We start from the raw sequence: 19,449 nt of genomic DNA on the forward strand, positions 1-19,449 counted from the left end.
CCGACGTTGCCGCACGCATGCAAGCCGCTGCCTCGAGAATGCCGACGGGCAGGAAGAAGGGGAGCCGGTCCATGACCGGCTCCCCTTCGAGAATCCGAGTCAGGGCGACAACCCGAATATCACCCTGACTCGCCCCCAAAACATTCGCCTGCTTACCCTAGTCGGCAAATGATTGGTGGTGTAACTCTGAGAGAGACACCTAGCAATACTTATAGTGCCGGATGCGAAACTCTTCCAAAAGTCGTCATTTAGGGGGACATCGGGGGACAAATCCCACTGGCACTGCGCTAATCCTCCCCGCAAACTAGGGGCACCGTCAAGAGGGGCAACGAGAATCGGGGTACATCCTCGTATTGAGCATGGAATCTGTCGTCAAAGCGGAAAAAGTAGGAGGTTGTCCGCGTCTGGTGCGACGGATTCCATAGGCCTTGTCGGTCGGGTCTCAGCAGCCTGCCGGATTTTTCGCGGCGGTCGGCCAGCGCGGTCGGCGGGTGGCTGGCTCAATCGGGGAAGCTCCTCCATGCGCCGTGCCCCGGCACGATCGGGCTTCGAACGCCGCGCTGGCTTCGCTGCCAGGCGCTCTGACCTCGATCGGGGCGTGATCGCAAGTCTGACTCCGTCTGGAGCATGCCGCTGAGCACGGCGGTCACAGCTGCCACCTCCTCCTGGGTGACCCCGCGAGTGACGAAGCATATCTCGGACGGCTCGAACGCGTCTGGTTTCTCGAACGCTGCCATGACGCCCCTTAGAGGGGGATGTTCCCATGCTTCTTGGGAGGCAGGCTCGCCCGCTTGGTACGCAACGCGCGCAGCGCCTTGATCACCGAGACACGTGTTGCCGCCGGTTCGATCACCCCGTCGAGCTCTCCGCGCTCGGCGGCGAGGAACGGACTCGCGACGTTGTAGGTGTATTCGTTGGCGAGTTTCGTGCGAACCGCCGCGACGTCCTCGCCCGCCTCTTCCGCTCGTTTGATCTCCGGTCGGTAGAGGATGTTGACGGCGCCCTGCCCTCCCATGACGGCGATCTCGGCGGTCGGCCAGGCCAGGTTGATGTCGGCGCCGAGCTGCTTCGAACCCATGACGATGTACGCCCCGCCATACGCCTTGCGTGTGATGACCGTGACGAGCGGCACGGTGGCCTCGGCGTAGGCGTAGAGCAGCTTCGCACCGCGACGGATCACGCCGGTCCACTCCTGGTCGGTGCCGGGCAGGTAACCGGGCACGTCTACGAGCGTGAGGATCGGAATCGAGAAGGCATCGCAGAATCGCACGAAACGACTGGCCTTCTCCCCGGCGTCGATGTTGAGTGTTCCGGCCATCGCGCTCGGCTGGTTGGCGATGATGCCGACGGAACGGCCCTCGACACGCGCGAAGCCGATGACGATGTTGGGGGCGAAGAGCGGCTGCACCTCGAGGAAGTCACCGTGGTCGACGACGTGTTCGATGATCGTCTTGACATCGTAGGGCTGGTTGGGGGAGTCCGGGATGATCGTGTTGAGCTTGCGATCGGCATCCGTGATCTCGAGCTCGACGTCGTTGTCGTAGAGCGGAAGCTCGGCCAGGTTGTTGTCGGGCAGGAAGCTCAGCAGGGTGCGTGCGTAGTCGAGAGCATCGGACTCATCACTCGCGAGGTAGTGGGCGACACCGGAGACCTTGTTGTGGGTGAGCGCGCCACCGAGCTCCTCCATTCCGACATCCTCACCCGTGACGGTCTTGATCACGTCGGGACCCGTCACGAACATCTGACTGGTCTTGTCGACCATGATGACGAAGTCGGTGAGGGCCGGAGAGTAGACGGCGCCACCGGCGGCCGGACCGCAGATGATGGAGATCTGGGGGATGACGCCGGACGCCGCGGTGTTACGGCGGAAGATCTCGCCGTACTTGCCGAGAGCGACGACACCCTCCTGGATGCGTGCTCCGCCCGAGTCGAGGATGCCGACGATCGGCACGCCTGTCTTCAGTGCGAGGTCCATGACCTTGATGATCTTCTCGCCAGCCACCTCGCCGAGCGAGCCCCCGAAGATCGTGAAGTCCTGTGAGTAGACAGCCACCTGACGGCCATGGATCGTGCCGAGTCCGGTGACGACGGCGTCGCCATACGGACGCTTGTTCTCCATACCGAACGCGTGGGTACGGTGGCGAACGAACTCGTCGAGTTCGACGAAGGAGCCCGGGTCGAGCAGGCCGTCGATGCGTTCACGCGCCGTCATCTTGCCCTTGGCGTGCTGCTTCTCGATCGCGGCATCACCGCTCGCTGTCACGGCCTCGTGATAGCGGCGCTTCAGATCGGTGAGCTTGCCCGCCGTCGTGAAGAGGTCGGGGCCGGGCGTGCTGGGATTCTCGGTCACGCGGTTCACTCTACCGGCCAGTCCCCGCCGCGATCCTTTGACGAATTCATACAAAGTTGTCGGTGGAGTCTCGTGATTACCTCCCAGCCGTGGTGCACAACTCAGGCAGTTTCGGGGACTTGCCGTCAAAACGGGCGGATGCGGCTCTGTTCGGAGAAAATAGCCTGAGTTGTGAACGAGGAGGTCGGGTGCAGGATTCAGCGGGCGGGCAGGCGTCGGGTGGGCGGGCCGCGGGCGGACCTGCGTCGAGTCGAGGTGCCCGAACCTCAGGCGAGCGAGCGCGGAACGTATCGGGGTCCGTTGCGCGATTTCCGCTGAGCGCGACGGCGGTGCCGCGGTTCGAATATCTCGCGGAGGCCGGCTCGACGAATGACGAGCTCGTCTTGCGTGCGATCGGCGTCGACGCGGCATCCTGGTCCGACCTCTCCGTCGTCGTGACCGACAACCAGACCCGTGGTCGCGGCAGGCTCGGACGCACCTGGATGGCGCCGACCGGCAAGTCGCTCGCCATCTCCCTACTGCTCAGGCCGCTCCTGCCCGGTGGCGAGCCGCTCGCCGTCGAGCACTTCGGCTGGCTGCCCCTGCTGGCGGGCGCCGCAATGACCAGAGCGGTTCGCGGGGTCGTGCTCCCGGCCTTCGAAGCCGACGTGGAGCCCGATGCCCAGCAGCACGACGCCGACGGGATGGGAGGCGTCGAGGTGTCGCTCAAGTGGCCGAACGACGTCTTGATCTCGGGCTACAAGGTGGCGGGGATACTGTCTGAGCTCTTGCCGGATGCGCGTGGCGTCGTGATCGGCGCAGGGCTCAACGTCTCGCTCGACGAGCACGACCTGCCGACGATCACATCGACATCGCTCTCGCTCGTGACCGGGACCGCACCTGACCAGGATGTGGTACTCGCCTCATACCTTCGGGAGTTGACATCGCTCTACCACGACTTCGTCGCGGCCGAGGGGGACGCGGCCAAGAGTGGGCTGCTGGGGGTCGCCACCGAGCTGTGCGGAACGCTCGGGCGGGCTGTGCGGGTCGAACTGCCCGGTGAATCGGAGCTGCTCGGCACCGCCGTCGCGCTCGACAATGCGGGGCGCCTCGTCGTTCGCGACCGGGAGAACGACGAGTTGCAGTCTGTCGCCGCCGGCGACGTGACCCATCTACGGTATTAATGTCCTATGACCTACCAGGGCGAGAGCATGCCCGGGAGTCGGGCCCCGGCCCCGGCCCCGGCCGAACAGGTCGTCGTTCGTCTCCGTCGACACGCCCGCATCCTGTTCTGGCCGTCCCTGCTGCTCGTCGCCTGTTGCGGTGTGACCGGATACTTCGCGGGAGAGCTGCCGGAGTCATGGCAGAACCTCGCGCTGCTGGGCTCGGCTGCGGCTGTCGTGCTACTGCTCTGGCTGCTTCCGCTCGTCGCCTGGCTGAGTCGCCGCTATACGATCACGACGCGGCGGGTGATCGTGCGCCACGGTTTCTTCGTGCGCGTGCGCCAGGAGCTGTTGCACAGTCGCGGCTACGACGTCACGGTGCGCAAGTCGTGGCTGCAGAGCGCGTTCGGGTCGGGGGACGTGCATGTCAACGCGGGCCTCGAGAAGCCGATCGTGCTACGCGACGTGCCGAATGCCGATCTCGTGCAGAAGGTCCTTCACGACCTCATGGAGTCGAATCAGAGCGTCATGGCGGCGCGAAGGCAGCAGGAGCAGTCGCTCGCAACCGACCAGACCGTGATCTGGAGTCAGCAGCGCTAGCCCTGTTGACCGGCAAGCCCGGGGGAGTGTCGGTGGGGCGCGAACACCCAGTAGCGGTAGAGCACGAAGCGGAAGACCGCGCCGAGCAACAGGCCGATGACATTTGACGAGATGTTGTCGGCGGCGACCGAGGTGAAGCCGAGCACATAATGCGAGACCCAGAGGCAGAGCAGGCCGATGCCCATGCCGACGATGCTCACCGCGAAGAACTCGATGCCCTCTCGTGCCGTATTCTTCCGGCGGTTCTCTCCGAAGGTCCAATAGCGGTTTCCGAGCCAGTTCGCGAGGATCGCCAGCGTGGTCGAGACGATCTTGGCGATGAGCGGACCTGCTGCGACATCCGAGGGTTCGAGAACGGTCGTGCGCAAGAGGTTGAACACACCGACATCCACGACGAAGCCGATGAGCCCGACGGCGCCGAACTTCGCCACCTGCACGGAGAACGTCATCCAGCGGCGTCTCGCGGGCTGAGCCATGGTCATACATCCAAACCGTGAAGATGGGCGAAGATAGGAGTGCGCCTGGAAGTCTACGACGCGGCGTGCGGCGGATCCTGAGAGTTCTCTCTCGGGCATCCTGGGGCAGACTCACAGTTCGGAGAGTGCGGGTTTCATGATTGTTGGAGTGATCGGCGGCGGTCAGCTCGCCCGGATGATGATCCCGGCTGCGGTCAATCTCGGAATCGAGATCCGTGTGCTCGCCGAGAGCGACGGCATGGCCGCGGGTCTCGCCGCGAGCGATGTCGGCGACTACCGCGACCGTGACACGGTGCTCGCCTTCGCGGAGACCGTCGACGTCATCACCTTCGATCACGAGCACGTGCCGCAGGAGATCCTGCGGGAACTGGTGGAGCGTGGCGTCCGGGTGCATCCAGGGCCGGATGCACTGCTCTACGCCCAGGACAAACTGCTCATGCGTGCGAAGCTTTCGGAGCTTGGACTTCCGGTTCCCGACTGGGCGCGGATCGAGAATGCGGCCGAGCTCGGTGACTTTCTCGATGCCCATGGTGGACGAGCCGTTGTGAAGACCGCGCGCGGCGGATACGACGGCAGGGGCGTTCGTGTGGTGAGCGCCGCGCACGAGGCGGATGACTGGTTCATCGCGCTCGCCGAAGACGGCCGGGGCGGGGCACTTCTCGTCGAGGAAGTCGTCGACTTCAGGCGGGAGCTCGCGCAACTGGTCGCTCGTCGTCCGTCGGGCGATGTCGCCGTCTGGCCGGTCGTCGAGACGGTCCAGCGCAACGGGGTGTGCAGCGAGGTGATCGCGCCTGCGCCGCAATCGACGGGACGCGTCGCGGACGTCGCCGCCGAGATCGCCGTGACCATTGCGAACGGCATCGGAGCGACCGGAGTGCTCGCGGTCGAGCTCTTCCAGACGACGGACGAGCGGCTGCTGGTCAATGAGCTTGCGATGAGACCGCACAACAGCGGCCATTGGTCGATGGATGGCTCGACGACGAGTCAATTCGAACAGCATCTGCGTGCCGTGCTCGACCTTCCGCTCGGCGGCACGGAGAGTCGCGGCGCCTGGTCCGTCATGGTCAACATCCTGGGAGGGCCGGCAGAGGGCAGCCTCGCCGACCGGTATCAGGCGGCGCTCGCGGAGCATCCGACGGTCAAGCTGCACAACTACGGCAAGGATCCTCAGCCAGGGCGCAAGGTCGGACACGTCACGGCAACCGGCGCCGAGCTCGACGTCGTCGTCTATGAAGCGCGCGCCACTGCGGCTTTCTTTCAGGACTGACGCTTAGCATGGTCTCCGTGCCGAAAGACAGCAGGAGTCCCCTCGTCGGGGTCGTTATGGGTTCCGACTCCGACTGGAACGTGATGAGCGACGCCGCACAGCTGCTCGCCGACTTCGAGATCCCCTACGAGGTCGAAGTCGTCTCGGCGCATCGCACCCCCGAGAAGATGATCGCCTACGGCAAGACCGCGGCCGATCGCGGGCTCAAGGTGATCATCGCCGGCGCCGGCGGCGCGGCGCATCTGCCCGGCATGCTCGCATCCGTCACAACCCTTCCGGTCGTGGGTGTTCCCGTTCCGCTCGGCCACCTCGACGGCCTCGACTCGTTACTCTCCATCGTGCAGATGCCCGCGGGGGTCCCCGTCGCCACGGTGTCGATCGGAGGGGCGAAGAACGCCGGGCTCGTCGCGGTCAAGATCCTCGCGACAGCCACCCCTGAGCTGACCGGCAGGCTCGCCTCCTATGCCGAGGGACTCGCAGCGCTCGTCGAGCGGAAGAACACGGACCTGCAATCCCGACTATGACAAGCGTCGCCAATCCGATCCGCTATCCGAACACCGGCTCGTCCCAGGTCATGACCCGACGCGGCTGGTGGCTCATCGTGCTCAACTTCCTCATTCCAGGCTCGCCGCAGGTGCTCGCGGGGAATCGCCGACTCGGCCGTTTCGGCCTCGCCACCACCCTCCTGCTCTGGGCTCTGCTCGTCGCGCTCCTCGTGACCTACCTGTTCTGGCCGGCGACGGTCTTCACCCTGTTCAGCACGACGATCAGCCTCTGGCTCGTTGCCTTCGTGCTTGCGTTCTACGCCGTGGTGTGGGTTGTGCTCGCACTCGACACCCTGCGGCTCGTGCGGCTCGTGCGCACCGCGCCGTTCGCGCGAGTGTGGATCGCCGGACTCACCACGGTGCTCATGATCGGTCTCTCCGGGACGGCGGCTTATGGCGTCTATCTCGCGACGACGGCGAGTGGGTTCCTGTCATCCGTCTTCGTTGCCGGCCCCTCGGATCCTCCTATCGACGGCAAGTACAACATCCTCCTGCTCGGAGGCGACGCCGGACCCGACCGCGAAGGGCTGCGCCCCGACAGCATCTCGGTCGTGAGCGTCGACGCCGAGACCGGGCAGGCCGTCATGATCGGCTTGCCGCGCAACCTGGAGCACGTCCCGTTTTCGGAAGGCTCCCCGCTCGCCGCCGTCTACCCGGAGGGCTATGGCGCGATCGACGGATGCGAAGTCGACGCCTGCATGCTCAACTCCATCTACACAGAGGTCGAGTTGAAGAGCCCGGATATGTATCCGAACGCGGTCCATGAAGGCAGCGAGCCGGGCATCGAGGCGATGCGGGACGCAGCCCAGGGCGTCACGGGCCTCCAGATCCAGTACTATGCGCTCATCGACATGCAGGGCTTCCTCGACCTCATCGACGCGCTCGGCGGGGTCGACATCAATGTGCCCGAAGACGTGCCGATCCACGCGGACGAGACCTTCACGACTGTCGCCGAATGGATCCCGGCGGGCGAGCAGCACCTCGACGGCTACCACGCGCTGTGGTATGCGCGCTCGCGTCACGACACGAGCGACTACGATCGGATGGCGCGGCAGCGGCAGCTGCAAGAGGCCGTGCTCAAGCAGTTCAACCCCACAAACGTGCTCTCCAAGTTCCAGGACATCGCCAAGGCGGGAGCGCAGGTCGTGAAGACGGATGTCCCGCAGGGCATGCTCGGTTACTTCGTCAACCTCGCCATGAAGACGAAGGAGCTGCCGATCCAGACGGTCGAGCTCGTGCCAGACAACGGGGTGGATCCGGAAGACCCCGACTACGAGTACATCCGCCAGCTCGTGAACCAGGCCGTGTATCCGCCATCGCCCGAGCCGACGCCGGCCGGTTGACCCCGTGGGAATCCTGGCCATCCGACCCTTCGCTTCTGGTCTTGTATGTCGCAGATGAAATGTCGCGCGCCTCGCCGACAGGGAAAAGGAGAGGAGTAGCAAGCATGGAAGACGTCATTCCGTTCTCTCGCCCGTTCCGCTCAGCGCGGGAGCTCGAAAATCTCGCGACAGTCCTCGCGTCCGATCACGCGCACGGTGACGGCAGGTTCACACGATCGGCCAGCGCGCGCATCGCCGCGCTTTCGGATGCCGACCACGTGTTGCTCACGACATCGTGCACCCACGCGCTCGAGATGGCGAGCTATCTGCTCGACCTCGGCCCGGGAGACGAGATCGTGATGCCGAGTTTCACCTTCGCCTCCGCCGCGAATGCGGTGGCGCGAACCGGAGCGACCCTCGTCTTCGTGGATCTCGACCCCACGACGGGAAACATCGATCCTGTCCAGATCGCCGAGGCGGTCGGGACCGCTACGAAGGCGATCTTCGTCATGCACTACGGCGGCATGCCGGTCGACATGCCGGCGATCGGTGCGGTCGCCCGCGAGCACGGCCTGCCCATCGTCGAGGACAACGCGCACGGCCTGGGGGTGGACGCCGGCGATCGCACGCTGGGAACCTTCGGCGTGCTCGCCACGCAGAGCTTCCACGACACGAAGAACGTGCACAGCGGAGAGGGCGGTGCCCTGCTCGTCAACGATCCTGCGCTCGTCGATCGGGCCGAGATCATGCGGGAGAAGGGGACGAATCGTTCGCAGTTCCTTCGTGGCGAGGTCGACAAGTACAGCTGGGTCGACTGGGGATCGAGCTACCTGCTCAGCGAACTCAACGCCGCGGTCCTCGACTCGCAGCTCGAAGAGTTCGACGGGATCCAGCGTCGACGTCTCGAAGTCTGGGATCGCTACGCCACCGAGCTCGCCGACTGGGCTGGTGAGAGCTCCGTGCGTCTCATGCTGCCGCCCGATGGCATCCACGCCGCACATCTGTTCTATCTGCTCATGCCGAGCTGGGAGCTCCAGGGTCGGATCATCCGGCATCTGCGCGAACGCGGGGTCATCGCAACCTTTCACTACGTTCCGCTCGACTCGAGCCCGGCCGGCCGGCGATTCGGCCGCGTTCTGAGGCCGCTCGATCGCAGCGAGGACTTCTCGCGGCGCCTCGTGCGACTCCCGCTCTGGGCGGGGATGAGCGAGGATCAAACGACTAGGGTAATCGAGGCGGTTCAATCGTTCCGCCTCTAGAGTAGTGAGGGATCACCGTTGGACAAGGTTTCGCGTGTCGTCAGCGCACTCAAGAACGAGGGGCTGAGATCGACCGCCTGGCGTACCGGCAAATGGTTGTCGACGCGGTACAACGGCTTCAGCAAAGCGCCGCTCTCTACCGTCTACAGCGATGACGTGATCGCCGTGGATTGGTCGAAGCCGCACGACTTCAATGGATTCGTGAGCGAGGGGCGCAACGGAAAATATCGCATCGCCTGGGTGATCACCCCGCCGGGACGTACGAGCGGTGGCCACCAGAACGCGTTCCGGTTCATGAAGTTCCTCGAGGACGCCGGTCATGACCTCACCGTGTACCTCTACTCGCCGGCCCGGTATCCGGTGGTCAGCGTTCACGTCGTGCGCGAGATGATGAGCAGCACGACCGGCTATCCTGACCTCGCCGCCGAACTGCGTGTCTACGACCCGTCCGAGGGCTTCGCTCCGGGATACGACGCGCTCGTCGCATCCGACTGGGAGGCGAGCTACGCCGCCTACCGTTACGAAGGCGAAGCGAAGCGGTTCTATTTCGCCCAGGACTATGAGCCGTCGTTCTTCGCCGCCGGCAGCGATTTCGTGCTCGCAGAGAACTCCTACCGACTCGGGTTCCACGGACTCGTCGCCGGCGGCTGGCTTGCTTCGAAGCTTCGCGACGAGTTCGGCATGAGCTGCGACCATTTCGACTTCGCCGTCGACGTCGGCCGCTACAACTACCTCAACGCCGGGGCGCGCAACGAGGTCGTCTTCTATGTGCGGCCACCGACCCCGAGGCGTGCGAGCGAGTTCGGTCTGCTCGCTCTTCAGGAGCTCCATCGTCGCCGACCCGATGTCGTCATCAACCTGGTCGGCTGGGACATGTCCGGCTACGACGTGCCGTTCCCCTACGTGAATCACTCGGCCCTCGACATCGCGCAGCTCAACGACATCTACAACCGCTGCGCAGCGGGCCTGGTCCTCTCGCTCACGAACATGTCGTTGCTGCCCATGGAGCTCATGGCCAGCGGTGTCGTTCCGGTCGTCAACGATGCGCCGAACGTACGTGGCGTCCTCGACAGCCCCAATATCGAATACGTGCCGATGTCGCCGAAGGCGATCGCCGATCGGATCGAGAGCATCCTCGACCGACCGGACGCCGTGGAGCACGCGGCGGCCATCGCGCGATCGGTGGAGAGCGTCGACTGGGAGACCCTCGGTCGCGGGTTCGTCGCGGATTTCGTCGCGGCGATGCGGACGGCGCTCTGAGAACCGGCGCGGCATGAGCGAGCGTGACGCCGAGGTCGTGGACGATACCATCGTCGATGTGACGGTCATCGTTCCGACCTTCAACGGTGCCGACCATCTCGACGATGTCCTCCACGCGCTCGCACGGCAGGAGTTCCCGGGAACGGTGGAGATTCTCGTGATCGACTCGGGCTCGACCGACGGAACGGTCGAGATCGTGCGGTCTCATCCGACCGTTCGTCTCCATGAGATTCCGAACGTCGAGTTCGGTCACGGCCGCACACGCAACCTGGCCGCACGGCTGGCGCGGGGACGGCTCCTCGCCTATCTCACGCAGGATGCGATCCCGGCCGACCAAAACTGGCTGCGCGAACTCACGGCGCCGCTCGAGCCCGATGGCGACGATGCGGTCGCCGTCGTCGGCAAACAGATCCCGCGTGCCGGATGCTTTCCGCTCGCGAAGTACGAGATTCAGGGTGTCTTCGCGCGTCTTGGACCTGAGGGCCGCACGACGGTCGTGCAGAAGAACGACGCAGACGGTCCCGACACCTTCTACTCCGACGTCAATTCGGCGACACGGCGGGACTTCCTGCTCGAGACCATCCCATACCGCGACGTTCCGTATTCGGAGGATCTCGCCTTCGGGGCCGACGTCGTGGCAGCCGGCTATCGCAAGGCCTATGCTCCAGGCGGGGCCGTCATCCACTCGAACGATCTGACGCTCCGTGAGTACGGCGCACGCATCTTCGACGAGGTCGTCGGGATGCGCCGCGTAGGCGAGCGCACAGCGGCGTTCGGTCTCCTGAAGATGTTCGCCCACATCGGCTATGGTGTGCTCGGCGACTCGGTGCGGATCGTTCGCGACCCGGACTATGGTGTTGCGCACACGATCGGCTGGCTTCTGCGAAACCCGGCCTATCACGTGGCGAGGTGGGTCAGCTATCGTCGCGCGAACCGGGTGGATCTGAGTGACGTCGCCGCGATCGAGCGCGGCTCGCTGGAGCACGCGCGGACACGCACTGCCCGGAGCTGACTCCCGTCTCAGCCTCGAGATGGAGTCAGGCTCGCCTGCAACGCGGCCGGGATCATCCCGCGCCGCCGAGCGAGACCGTGCGCCACCCCGGTGACGGCTGCAAGGAGATGACGGGCACGATGCGGCCCCGATGTAATGGTCTTGATGGCTGGCGTGACCTCACGGCGGACCATGGAGAGCACCCAGCGTGGACGCGAACGCAGGCAGCGGAGTGCGAGGTCGATATTGTTGCGGGTGATGTAGTAACGCCGCATCGGCGAGTGGTATTGGTAGCGCGCCGGCTCCCCGTTCACGTAGCGCTGGAAACCGAAGGGCCGGAAGAGGGCTTGCTCGCCGAGCGAGTGCTCGAGGTTGGTGCCCGCGGCGACGGCTATGCGGAAGCCCGCGGCGCGGACGCGCAGGCAGAACTCCGTGTCGACGCAGTCGATGACGAGCCGGTCGTCCATGAGCCCGGCGGTCCTGAGACATTTGGCGGAGATCACGAGTCCGGACTGGATTGCCTCGTCAACGAGCCCGAATCCTTCGGGGGAGTGGCGTGGGGGAATCGAGGGGTGGCCGTTGATGGCGTCCGCACAGACGATGCCGAGACGCGTGGCCGGACTCGCTGCGTCGAAGGTGTCGAGACAGGCGTCGACATAGCCGGGTGGAACGACTGTGTCCTGGTCGAGGTTGACGACGAACTCGGCTCCGTCTGCGAGGGCACGTGCGATTCCGTCGTTCAGGGCGGTCGCGATGCCGCCGTTGCGTGCGCGCCGGATCAGGATGTGTCCACGTGCCTCGATCTCATCGAGGACCGTGGAACTGCTCGGGCTGCCATCATCGACGACGACGACGCGGTCCAATTGTTCGGCGATGGCGTCGAGTCGTTCGAGGACGCCGGGGTCGGGACGATACGTCGGGACGACGGCGATCACGGTGTGCACGGGGGAAGGACCACTCTCTATCTGGCAACTGGGCGACGGCGATGACTGTTCGGAGCACGAGCCGCCCAGCCGACACAGCTACAGTAGTTCACGTCCATCCACGAGGGGAAACGACTGCACCGTGACGACACAGCCGGAACACATCTGGACCGGGCCGGAAGCCGAGCTCACCGCCGATGAACGTATCGTGACGCTCGAACGCCAGCTTGCGCTCGTGGATCGCGTGCTGGGCCTCGAAGCCGAACTCGCTGAGCGTTCGGCCGTTTCCAGCCTCACGCCGGCCGATCAGTTGAGCGTCGAGGAGCGGCTCGACCGTCTGCAGCGATCGCCGTCGTGGCGCATCGGCCGGCTGATGACCTCGCCGTTTCGAGCGGTCAACCGTGTCCGCAACAGCCGGAGGGGGCACCACGAGTGAGCGCCTCACTCGCGTCGTTCGCCGTTCTGGTCGACGGGCGGCACGCGTCGGAGGATGCGCTCGCCGCCTGCCTCGATTCCCTCGTCTCCGTCTCGCTGTCCCCGCGTGTGCTGAGCGCGGACGAGACCGATCCCGGCGCCGTCTTCGTCTCTGCGCTCGATGACGCGGAATTGCTCGTGGTTCTCGATGGCGGCGCTCGTCTCATGCCCGACGCGCTTCAGACCCTCGGCGCAGCTTTCGAGCGCTTTCCGGAGATTCAATCCGTGTACGGTGACGACGACGAGATCCGCCGGCCCGAGTTCTCTCCGATCCGCCTCCGATCCCAGGACTACCTCGGAGCGATACGGGTGTTCCGCAGCGGGACAGCCCGCACGGCGCTCGCAGCAGGGCCGCTCGTTCCCGGGGCCGAAAGCCTCGACTTGTTCTTCCGATTGGCCGAGGCGGATGCTCCTGTGCTTCGCCTCCCGAGTCCGCTGTCCTCCCGTATCGAGCCGGAGGCCTTCGGGGAAGACATGACCATCGCGCGCCGCACAGCAGTCGGCGATCACCTGGAACGGCTCGGCGTGGACGCCGAGATCGACACTCTCGGCGATGGCACGTTCCGTTTGCGGTACGCCGTCGTCGGCGAACCGCTCGTCTCGATCGTGATCCCGACTCGGGGGGGCGATGCCGTGATCGCGGGCTCCGAGCGGGTGCTCGTCGTCGAAGCCGTGCGGAGCATCCTCGATCGCTCGAATTGGGCGGCTCTCGAGTTCGTCGTCGTCGCCGACGACGCCACGCCGCAGACTGTCATCGACGACTTGGTCGAGTTGGCCGGTGAGCGACTTCGCCTCGTGCGTTGGTCTGAGCCGTTCAATTTCTCCGCGAAGATGAATCGAGGCGCCTTGTTCGCGCGCGGCGAGTACCTTCTTCTGCTGAACGACGACACGGAACTCGTGAGCGGTGGCTGGATCGAGGAGCTCGTCGGCCTCGCGCAGCAGCCGGGCATCGGCCTCGTCGGCACGATGCTCTATTTCGACGACGGTACTGTCCAGCACGGAGGGCATCTCTACCGCGGCGGTCAGGCCGGCCATATCGCGCACAGCTGGCCGCCGGAGTGGAATGATCCTCTGCGCTCGATGGGTGTCGTCCGGGAGGTGTCAGGAGCGACCGCCGCCTGCGCGATGATCCCCGCGGATGACTTCTGGGAGGTTGGTGGTTTCTCGAACCTTTTCCCAGGGAACTATAACGACGTCGATCTCTGCCTCAAGTTGCGCTCGATCGACCGGTCGATCCTCTGGACACCTTATGTGCGGCTCTACCATTTCGAGTCGAAGTCACGCGTTGCGACGATTGCCCCCTCTGAGCTCACGGCCATCCAGAACCGGTGGGCGAGCAGGATGCAGGTCGATGCGTACTGGCCGAGCTACGTCGACTGACGACCGTCCAGGCTCCTCCCTAGAGATCTGCGTGCAGTTGCCAGACGCGCTCGGCGGCGTCGCGCCAGCTGAAGGCCCGTGCACGGTCCGCCCCGGAGATCCTCAGGCGCGCGGCTCGCTCGTCGTCGCCGAGAACGGCCGCGATGGACGCGGCCAACCGCCCTGGGTACTCCTTCGCGGGCTCTCGAGCGACCGCGACCCCTGCGTCTCCGGCAACCTCGACGAGTGCCGGCGCATCGGAGTGCACGACGGGCGTCTCGAAGCGGAACGCGTCGATGATCGACGAGGCGAATCCTTCTTCGAGGCTCGGGTTCACGAAAACGGTCGCACGCGCGAGTGTGACCGCGTAGTCCTCGTCTGAGAGCGTGCCGAGTGCGCGCACTCTGCCTTCGGGCAGTCCGGCCTCGTCGACGATCGCGGCAAGCTCGATCTCGCCCCAGCTGTCCGAGCCGAGGATGAGCAGCGGCACGTCTGGGGCGCCGGATGCGCCCAGCCCTTCGATGAGGGCGGTAACGCCTTTTCTCGGCTCGAGGGAGCCCGTCGCGAGAACGAAGGTCTCGGGGAGTCCGAGAGCCAGTGCCCGCTTGTTCGCGTCGAGCGGCACCGACAGATTCGAGCGTCCCGCACCGGGGATCACCTGGACGCGGTCTCCGAAGTCGGCGATCTCGCAGAGCTGCTCGGCGAGCGCGTGGCTCGGCACGACGATCGCATCGGCGTGCTTCCGTGCGCGTCGCACCATGACCTTGTGCCAAGCGACCGTCGCGTTCGTGAACGACCCAGGATGGGTCCAGGCCAGCAGGTCGTGGATCGTGACGGCTATCTGGGTTCCATCGTTGAGACGATCGTGCCGCCGTAGGGGTGCGAGCAGCCCTGGCGCATGGATCATGCCACCACCGGGAGATGTCGTGAGCCCGAGTTGCCACGTCGCGGCGAGCTCGCGCCGGGCGAGCGTCGTCTTGTAGAGCCCGCTGAGACCCGGCAAGGCGGCTTCGAGCTGTTCGTATCTCTCGGGAGGCGACGACGAGACGATACCCTCGACCTCGCAGTCGAGGGGGGCGGTGGCGATGAGTCCACGGGTGAGCTCTTCGGCGTACCGGCCGATCGGCCCGGGAACCGGTGCGATCATCTGGTCCACGACGACGCGGAGCACGGTCATGAGATGTCCAGGGCGCCGGTGCGCGCGGCTTCGTCCAGGGCCTCTCTCCAATCGCGCATGGGGGCAAGGCCGGCCGTGCGCCAGGCCTCGTGTCCAAGCACGGAGTAAGCCGGCCGTGCAGCAGGCCGGATGAACTGCGAACTGTCCGTCCGGGTGATCCGCTCTTGATCGAGTCCAGACACGTCGAGCACGGCGCGGGCGAAGTCGAACCAGCTCGCGTGGCCGGAGTTCGTTCCATGGTAGATCCCCGTGGGTGCTCCGGCGTCGATCAGCATGACGATCTGACGTGCGAGGTCTCCGGTCCACGTCGGTTGACCGATCTGGTCGTCGACGACCCCCCAGCTGTCTTTCGACTTGGCGAGCTTGAGCATGGTCTTGGCGAAGTTCGAGGCGTATGCGCCGTAGGTCCATGCGGTACGCACGACATAGGTTCCATCCGGATGCTCTAGGAGCGCGAGCCGCTCACCCTCCGCCTTCGTGCGTCCGTACGCCGAGATGGGCGTATACGGAGTGTCCTCCGGATAGGGCTCCCTCGCCGAGCCGTCGAAGACGTAGTCGGTGGAGATCTGCACGAGTCGTGCCGCGTTCTCGGCGACGGCGCGCGCGAGATTCCGAGCGCCCGTCGCGTTGACCGCGAAGGCCTCGTCTTCGTGGGTCTCGGCATCGTCGACCCTGGTGTAGGCCGCTGCGTTGATGATCACATCGTGTCCGGCGGTTGCCGAGCGCACGGCGTCCGCGTCTGTCACGTCGAGGTCTGCGCGGCCGAGGGAGGTCACGTGACGACCGGCCAATGCGTGCTGGAGGTCACGACCGAGCATGCCGGACGCGCCAGTGATGAGATAGCGGCTCATAATGCCCTAGCTCAGTGCGGCGCGGGTTTTGAGGGGCTCCCACCAGTTGCGGTTGTCGCGATACCACTGCACGACATCGGTGAGGCCCTGCTCGAAGGGAACTTCGGGGCGGTAGCCGAGCTCGGCCTGGATCTTGGAGATGTCGACCGAGTAGCGCAGGTCGTGGCCGAGGCGGTCCGCGACTCGATCGACAGAGGACCAGTCCTTGCCTGTCGCATCCAGCAGAAGCCGGGTGAGCTCCTTGTTCGTGAGCTCCGTTCCACCGCCGATGTTGTAGATCTGGCCGGCGCGACCGCCGACGAGCACCATGGCGATTCCCCGGGTATGGTCGTCGACGTGCAGCCAATCGCGGATGTTGTCGCCCTCGCCATAGAGCGGAACGTGCTTGTCGTCGATGAGGTTGGTGACGAAGAGCGGAATGACCTTCTCGGGAAAATGATACGGGCCGTAGTTGTTCGAACAGCGTGTGATCGAGACGTTGAGACCGTGTGTTCGGTGGTAACTGCGGGCGAGCAGGTCGCTTCCGGCCTTCGAGGCCGAGTAGGGGGAGTTGGGCTCGAGCGGGCGTTCCTCGTTCCAGGAGCCTTCGGCGATCGAGCCGTAGACCTCGTCGGTGGAGACGTGGACGAAACGTTCGAGGTCGTTGCGGAGAGCGGCATCCAGCAGCTGCTGGGTGCCGAGCACGTTGGTCTCGACGAAGATGCTCGCGTCGCGCACCGAACGGTCGACGTGACTCTCCGCGGCGAAGTGGACGACGGCGTCGATGCCGGGGAGGAGCTCATCGAGCAGACGCCCGTCGCGGATGTCGCCCTGCACGAAGCGGTACCGCGGCGAGTCTGCGACCGGTGCGAGGTTCTCCAGGTTGCCCGAGTACGTGAGCGCATCGAGCACGACGACCTCGGCGCCTTCCAGGCCGGGATAGGCGTCCTGCAGGGTACGGCGAACAAAGTTCGAGCCGATGAAGCCGGCTCCGCCGGTGACGAGGATCTTCATACGTCGAGTACCGTTTCCAATCGCTATATGACCTCTGTGATTCTATCGGGAAGCCGCTTGGTAGACTGCTGGGCGTGCAAATCCGCGAGCTGAAGGTCCCCGACTCCTACGAGATCACACCGAAACAGTTCGGCGACGACCGCGGGGTCTTCCTCGAGTGGTATCGCTTCGACAGGCTCGAAGAGGCCGTCGGGCACCCTATCGACCTCAGGCAGGCCAACACCTCCGTCTCTCGCCGCGGCTCCGTCCGTGGCATTCATTTCGCCGACGTCCCGCCGAGCCAGGCGAAGTATGTCACCGCCATGCGCGGAGCCGTCCTCGACTTCGTCATCGACATCCGTGTCGGCTCGCCAACGTTCGGAACCTGGGACGCCGTCCGGCTCGACGATGTGGACCGCCGCGCCGTCTACCTTGCCGAGGGGCTCGGACACTGCTTCGTCGCGCTCACCGACGATGCCACGGTCAGCTATCTCGTGACGGACGTCTACAGGCCGGAGCGTGAGCACGGCATCAATCCGCTCGACCCTGGCATCGCCTTGGCCTTTCCCGAGGAGGCCGGTGAGCTGCTCCTCTCTCCGAAGGACACCGAGGCGCCGGGGCTCGCAGAGGCGGCGGCTTCCGGTCTGCTGCCCACCTGGGAGGCGGCACGCGCCTACTACGACGAGCTCGACGGGAAGGCATAGTCCATGCGCGGAATCATTCTCGCCGGAGGATCCGGGACCCGGCTCTGGCCGATCACCAAGGGCATCTCGAAGCAGCTCATGCCGATCTATGACAAGCCGATGATCTACTATCCGCTCTCGACGCTCATGATGGCGGGAATCAGCGAGATCCTCATCATCACGACGCCCGAGTACAATGAGCAGTTCCGTGCCCTTCTCGGTGACGGCTCCGACCTCGGAATCCGACTCGAATATGCCGTGCAGCCATCGCCGGACGGTCTCGCCCAGGCATTCATCATCGGCGAGGAGTTCATCGGCGACGAGAGTGTCGCCCTGGTTCTCGGTGACAACATCTTCCACGGTACGGGGCTCGGATCGTCGCTTCGGCACAACGCCGACATCGATGGTGCCGTGATCTTCGCCTATCAGGTCAGCAACCCGACCGCTTATGGGGTCGTCGAGTTCGACGGTGGCTTCACCGCTCTGTCTATCGAAGAGAAGCCGGTGAGACCGAAGAGCAACTATGCGGTTCCCGGACTGTACTTCTACGACAACTCGGTCGTCGAGATCGCCAAGACGATCGAGCCGAGCGCGCGCGGCGAGCTCGAGATCAGCACCGTCAATGAGCGCTACCTCGAGCAAGGCCGTCTCCAGGTCCAGGTCCTCGATCGTGGCACGGCCTGGCTGGACACGGGAACCTTCGAGTCGATGATGCAAGCGTCGGAGTATGTGCGTGTCATCGAGGATAGACAGGGCTTCAAGATCGGCTGCATCGAGGAGATCGCCTGGCGTGCCGGGTGGATCGACGACGACAAGCTCGCCCAGCTTGCGGGATCGCTCGTGAAGAGCGGCTACGGCTCGTACCTCAAGCAGCTACTCGAACTCCCGTCCTGAGCGTCGTCGTCGCTCCCGAACGAGCTCGGACGTGGTTCGCTCGCCTCGGCGGGAGCGGCGCTCAGCGACGAGTGAACGCAGGCGGAGTCCGGCGAGGAGCGCCGTGCGCACCGGCCACATCACAGGCGAGGAGTACTTCTTCGAGATGAAGCGCTCTGCGCTGCGATGGTGGGCTCTGACCATCGCAACGGAGGAGCCGGAGGTCGAGTGCGCGCCTGTGTGCACGACCTCCGCCGCCGGCTGGTAGATGTTGTGCCAGTCGTTTTTTGCGAAACGGTAGCCCAGGTCGACGTCCTCGAAGTACATGAAGAAGCCTTCGTCGAAGCCGCCGCCAGCCTCGAAGGCTGAACGGCGCACGAGGAGGCATGCGCCTGAGAGCCAGCCTGCGGCGCGGGGGCGATCCGTCGCCGTGTCGGCGTGGTAGCGGGCGGTCCAGGGATTCCCGGGCCAGATGTTCGCGAACAGGCCGTGGCCGATGCCGACGCGGATCGACGGCACCGCGCGGGCGGAGGGGTAGACGGTGCCGTCGTCGTTGCGGATGAGCGGCCCGACGCTCGCTGCGCGCGCATCGGACTCAGCGGTACGGCGCAGCGTGTCGATCGAGCCTGGCAAGAAGGTGACATCCGGATTCGTGATGACGACCCACTCGACCTCGGGTGGCAGGGTGGCGACCGCCGCATTGATGGCGCCGCCGTAGCCCCGGTTGCTCGTCATCGGCAGGTAGCTGCCCCCCGTTGCGGAGACGATCTCCTTCGCGCGGCCGGTACCGGGCAGGTTGTCGGCCGCGACGATCAGCAGGGGGTGGGTTGTGGCGTCACAGAGGCTCGCGAAAAGCGCGGCGAGGGCGTCGTCCGATCCGTAGCTGACGGTGACGAGTGCAAGTGCAGTGGACGTCATTTCTTCG

General features: G+C 65.3%; 20 protein-coding genes. 12 read left to right on the forward strand and 8 right to left on the reverse strand.

Annotated elements, in window-relative coordinates; translation table 11 throughout:
- Window positions 1-500 precede the first annotated feature (500 nt).
- Window positions 501-737, reverse strand: a complete 237-nt coding sequence (locus tag ACFQB0_RS01415; protein WP_386726638.1) for an acyl-CoA carboxylase subunit epsilon — start codon at window positions 735-737, stop codon at window positions 501-503.
- 8 nt (window positions 738-745) lie between these two features.
- The gene (locus ACFQB0_RS01420) at window positions 746-2,350 is read right to left on the reverse strand and encodes an acyl-CoA carboxylase subunit beta (RefSeq protein ID WP_386726641.1); all 1,605 of its coding nucleotides are present in this window, start codon (window positions 2,348-2,350) and stop codon (window positions 746-748) included.
- A gap of 329 nt (window positions 2,351-2,679) precedes the next feature.
- Here ACFQB0_RS01420 and ACFQB0_RS01425 point away from each other — a divergent pair, with 329 nt between their 5' ends.
- The gene (locus ACFQB0_RS01425; RefSeq protein WP_386726643.1) at window positions 2,680-3,513 is read left to right on the forward strand and encodes a biotin--[acetyl-CoA-carboxylase] ligase; all 834 of its coding nucleotides are present in this window, start codon (window positions 2,680-2,682) and stop codon (window positions 3,511-3,513) included.
- A 6-nt stretch (window positions 3,514-3,519) separates the two neighbouring features.
- On the forward strand, window positions 3,520-4,092 hold the full coding sequence (locus tag ACFQB0_RS01430; RefSeq protein WP_386726645.1) for a PH domain-containing protein: 573 nt from the start codon (window positions 3,520-3,522) through the stop codon (window positions 4,090-4,092).
- Here ACFQB0_RS01430 and ACFQB0_RS01435 read toward each other — a convergent pair.
- Entirely contained in the window at window positions 4,089-4,574 is a 486-nt protein-coding gene (locus tag ACFQB0_RS01435; protein WP_386726646.1) for a GtrA family protein, read from the reverse strand. The genes ACFQB0_RS01430 and ACFQB0_RS01435 overlap by 4 nt on opposite strands.
- Before the next feature lie 94 nt (window positions 4,575-4,668).
- Between ACFQB0_RS01435 and ACFQB0_RS01440 the strand changes: the two genes are divergently transcribed.
- The 6 genes from ACFQB0_RS01440 (at window position 4,669) to ACFQB0_RS01465 (ending at window position 11,233) form a co-directional block, all read left to right on the forward strand.
- A complete protein-coding gene (locus ACFQB0_RS01440) occupies window positions 4,669-5,835 on the forward strand; it encodes a 5-(carboxyamino)imidazole ribonucleotide synthase (protein ID WP_386729590.1) in 1,167 nt (388 codons plus the stop codon).
- A gap of 8 nt (window positions 5,836-5,843) precedes the next feature.
- Complete coding sequence (purE, locus tag ACFQB0_RS01445; protein WP_386726649.1) at window positions 5,844-6,359, forward strand: 5-(carboxyamino)imidazole ribonucleotide mutase; 516 nt, start codon at window positions 5,844-5,846, stop codon at window positions 6,357-6,359.
- The gene (locus ACFQB0_RS01450) at window positions 6,356-7,723 is read left to right on the forward strand and encodes an LCP family protein (protein ID WP_386726651.1); all 1,368 of its coding nucleotides are present in this window, start codon (window positions 6,356-6,358) and stop codon (window positions 7,721-7,723) included. The genes purE and ACFQB0_RS01450 overlap by 4 nt, the downstream gene beginning before the upstream one ends.
- Before the next feature lie 104 nt (window positions 7,724-7,827).
- Complete coding sequence (rffA, locus tag ACFQB0_RS01455; protein ID WP_386726653.1) at window positions 7,828-8,961, forward strand: dTDP-4-amino-4,6-dideoxygalactose transaminase; 1,134 nt, start codon at window positions 7,828-7,830, stop codon at window positions 8,959-8,961.
- A gap of 18 nt (window positions 8,962-8,979) precedes the next feature.
- A complete protein-coding gene (locus ACFQB0_RS01460) occupies window positions 8,980-10,221 on the forward strand; it encodes a rhamnosyltransferase WsaF family glycosyltransferase (protein ID WP_386726656.1) in 1,242 nt (413 codons plus the stop codon).
- A 13-nt stretch (window positions 10,222-10,234) separates the two neighbouring features.
- Window positions 10,235-11,233, forward strand: a complete 999-nt coding sequence (locus ACFQB0_RS01465; protein ID WP_386726659.1) for a glycosyltransferase — start codon at window positions 10,235-10,237, stop codon at window positions 11,231-11,233.
- An 8-nt stretch (window positions 11,234-11,241) separates the two neighbouring features.
- Here ACFQB0_RS01465 and ACFQB0_RS01470 read toward each other — a convergent pair whose 3' ends face one another.
- Window positions 11,242-12,156: a glycosyltransferase gene (locus ACFQB0_RS01470; protein ID WP_386726661.1), complete on the reverse strand. Its 915-nt coding sequence runs from the start codon at window positions 12,154-12,156 to the stop codon at window positions 11,242-11,244.
- Between the two features lie 187 nt (window positions 12,157-12,343).
- Here ACFQB0_RS01470 and ACFQB0_RS01475 point away from each other — a divergent pair, with 187 nt between their 5' ends.
- Together ACFQB0_RS01475 and ACFQB0_RS01480 are read left to right on the forward strand one after the other, a co-directional pair.
- Window positions 12,344-12,571, forward strand: a complete 228-nt coding sequence (locus ACFQB0_RS01475) for a hypothetical protein (protein WP_386726663.1) — start codon at window positions 12,344-12,346, stop codon at window positions 12,569-12,571.
- Entirely contained in the window at window positions 12,568-13,989 is a 1,422-nt protein-coding gene (locus tag ACFQB0_RS01480; RefSeq protein WP_386726666.1) for a glycosyltransferase family 2 protein, read from the forward strand. Before ACFQB0_RS01475 ends, ACFQB0_RS01480 begins: the two co-directional genes overlap by 4 nt.
- 19 nt (window positions 13,990-14,008) lie before the next feature.
- On the opposite strand, the gene ACFQB0_RS01485 is transcribed toward ACFQB0_RS01480, so the two are convergent.
- Genes ACFQB0_RS01485 through rfbB form a run of 3 tightly spaced genes read right to left on the reverse strand, consistent with a single transcriptional unit; the run spans window position 14,009 to window position 16,989 of the window.
- Window positions 14,009-15,145, reverse strand: a complete 1,137-nt coding sequence (locus tag ACFQB0_RS01485) for a glycosyltransferase family 4 protein (RefSeq protein ID WP_386726669.1) — start codon at window positions 15,143-15,145, stop codon at window positions 14,009-14,011.
- Complete coding sequence (gene rfbD, locus ACFQB0_RS01490) at window positions 15,142-15,996, reverse strand: dTDP-4-dehydrorhamnose reductase (RefSeq protein WP_386726670.1); 855 nt, start codon at window positions 15,994-15,996, stop codon at window positions 15,142-15,144. Before rfbD ends, ACFQB0_RS01485 begins: the two co-directional genes overlap by 4 nt.
- Before the next feature lie 6 nt (window positions 15,997-16,002).
- Complete coding sequence (gene rfbB, locus ACFQB0_RS01495; protein WP_386726672.1) at window positions 16,003-16,989, reverse strand: dTDP-glucose 4,6-dehydratase; 987 nt, start codon at window positions 16,987-16,989, stop codon at window positions 16,003-16,005.
- Between the two features lie 74 nt (window positions 16,990-17,063).
- Between rfbB and ACFQB0_RS01500 the strand changes: the two genes are divergently transcribed.
- Window positions 17,064-17,672: a dTDP-4-dehydrorhamnose 3,5-epimerase family protein gene (locus ACFQB0_RS01500; protein ID WP_386726675.1), complete on the forward strand. Its 609-nt coding sequence runs from the start codon at window positions 17,064-17,066 to the stop codon at window positions 17,670-17,672.
- A 3-nt stretch (window positions 17,673-17,675) separates the two neighbouring features.
- Entirely contained in the window at window positions 17,676-18,545 is an 870-nt protein-coding gene (gene rfbA / locus ACFQB0_RS01505; protein WP_386726677.1) for a glucose-1-phosphate thymidylyltransferase RfbA, read from the forward strand.
- On the opposite strand, the gene ACFQB0_RS01510 is transcribed toward rfbA, so the two are convergent.
- On the reverse strand, window positions 18,525-19,442 hold the full coding sequence (locus ACFQB0_RS01510; protein ID WP_386726679.1) for a glycosyltransferase family 2 protein: 918 nt from the start codon (window positions 19,440-19,442) through the stop codon (window positions 18,525-18,527). The two genes, rfbA and ACFQB0_RS01510, sit on opposite strands and share 21 nt — an antisense overlap.
- Window positions 19,443-19,449 lie beyond the last annotated feature (7 nt).

The sequence above is a fragment of the Luethyella okanaganae genome (genome assembly GCF_042660285.1).
GTDB classification, from domain to species: domain Bacteria; phylum Actinomycetota; class Actinomycetes; order Actinomycetales; family Microbacteriaceae; genus Luethyella; species Luethyella okanaganae.

Bases quoted from the DNA above. Each gene is read 5' to 3' on its own strand.
- ACFQB0_RS01465 (WP_386726659.1), top strand. From the start codon at position 10,235: ATGAGCGAGCGTGACGCCGAGGTCGTGGACGATACCATCGTCGATGTG.
- rfbD (WP_386726670.1), bottom strand. From the start codon at position 15,996: ATGAGCCGCTATCTCATCACTGGCGCGTCCGGCATGCTCGGTCGTGAC.
- ACFQB0_RS01485 (WP_386726669.1), bottom strand. From the start codon at position 15,145: ATGACCGTGCTCCGCGTCGTCGTGGACCAGATGATCGCACCGGTTCCC.
- rfbB (WP_386726672.1), bottom strand. From the start codon at position 16,989: ATGAAGATCCTCGTCACCGGCGGAGCCGGCTTCATCGGCTCGAACTTT.
- ACFQB0_RS01415 (WP_386726638.1), bottom strand. From the start codon at position 737: ATGGCAGCGTTCGAGAAACCAGACGCGTTCGAGCCGTCCGAGATATGC.
- ACFQB0_RS01435 (WP_386726646.1), bottom strand. From the start codon at position 4,574: ATGACCATGGCTCAGCCCGCGAGACGCCGCTGGATGACGTTCTCCGTG.
- ACFQB0_RS01430 (WP_386726645.1), top strand. From the start codon at position 3,520: ATGACCTACCAGGGCGAGAGCATGCCCGGGAGTCGGGCCCCGGCCCCG.
- rffA (WP_386726653.1), top strand. From the start codon at position 7,828: ATGGAAGACGTCATTCCGTTCTCTCGCCCGTTCCGCTCAGCGCGGGAG.
- ACFQB0_RS01450 (WP_386726651.1), top strand. From the start codon at position 6,356: ATGACAAGCGTCGCCAATCCGATCCGCTATCCGAACACCGGCTCGTCC.
- purE (WP_386726649.1), top strand. From the start codon at position 5,844: ATGGTCTCCGTGCCGAAAGACAGCAGGAGTCCCCTCGTCGGGGTCGTT.
- ACFQB0_RS01510 (WP_386726679.1), bottom strand. From the start codon at position 19,442: ATGACGTCCACTGCACTTGCACTCGTCACCGTCAGCTACGGATCGGAC.
- rfbA (WP_386726677.1), top strand. From the start codon at position 17,676: ATGCGCGGAATCATTCTCGCCGGAGGATCCGGGACCCGGCTCTGGCCG.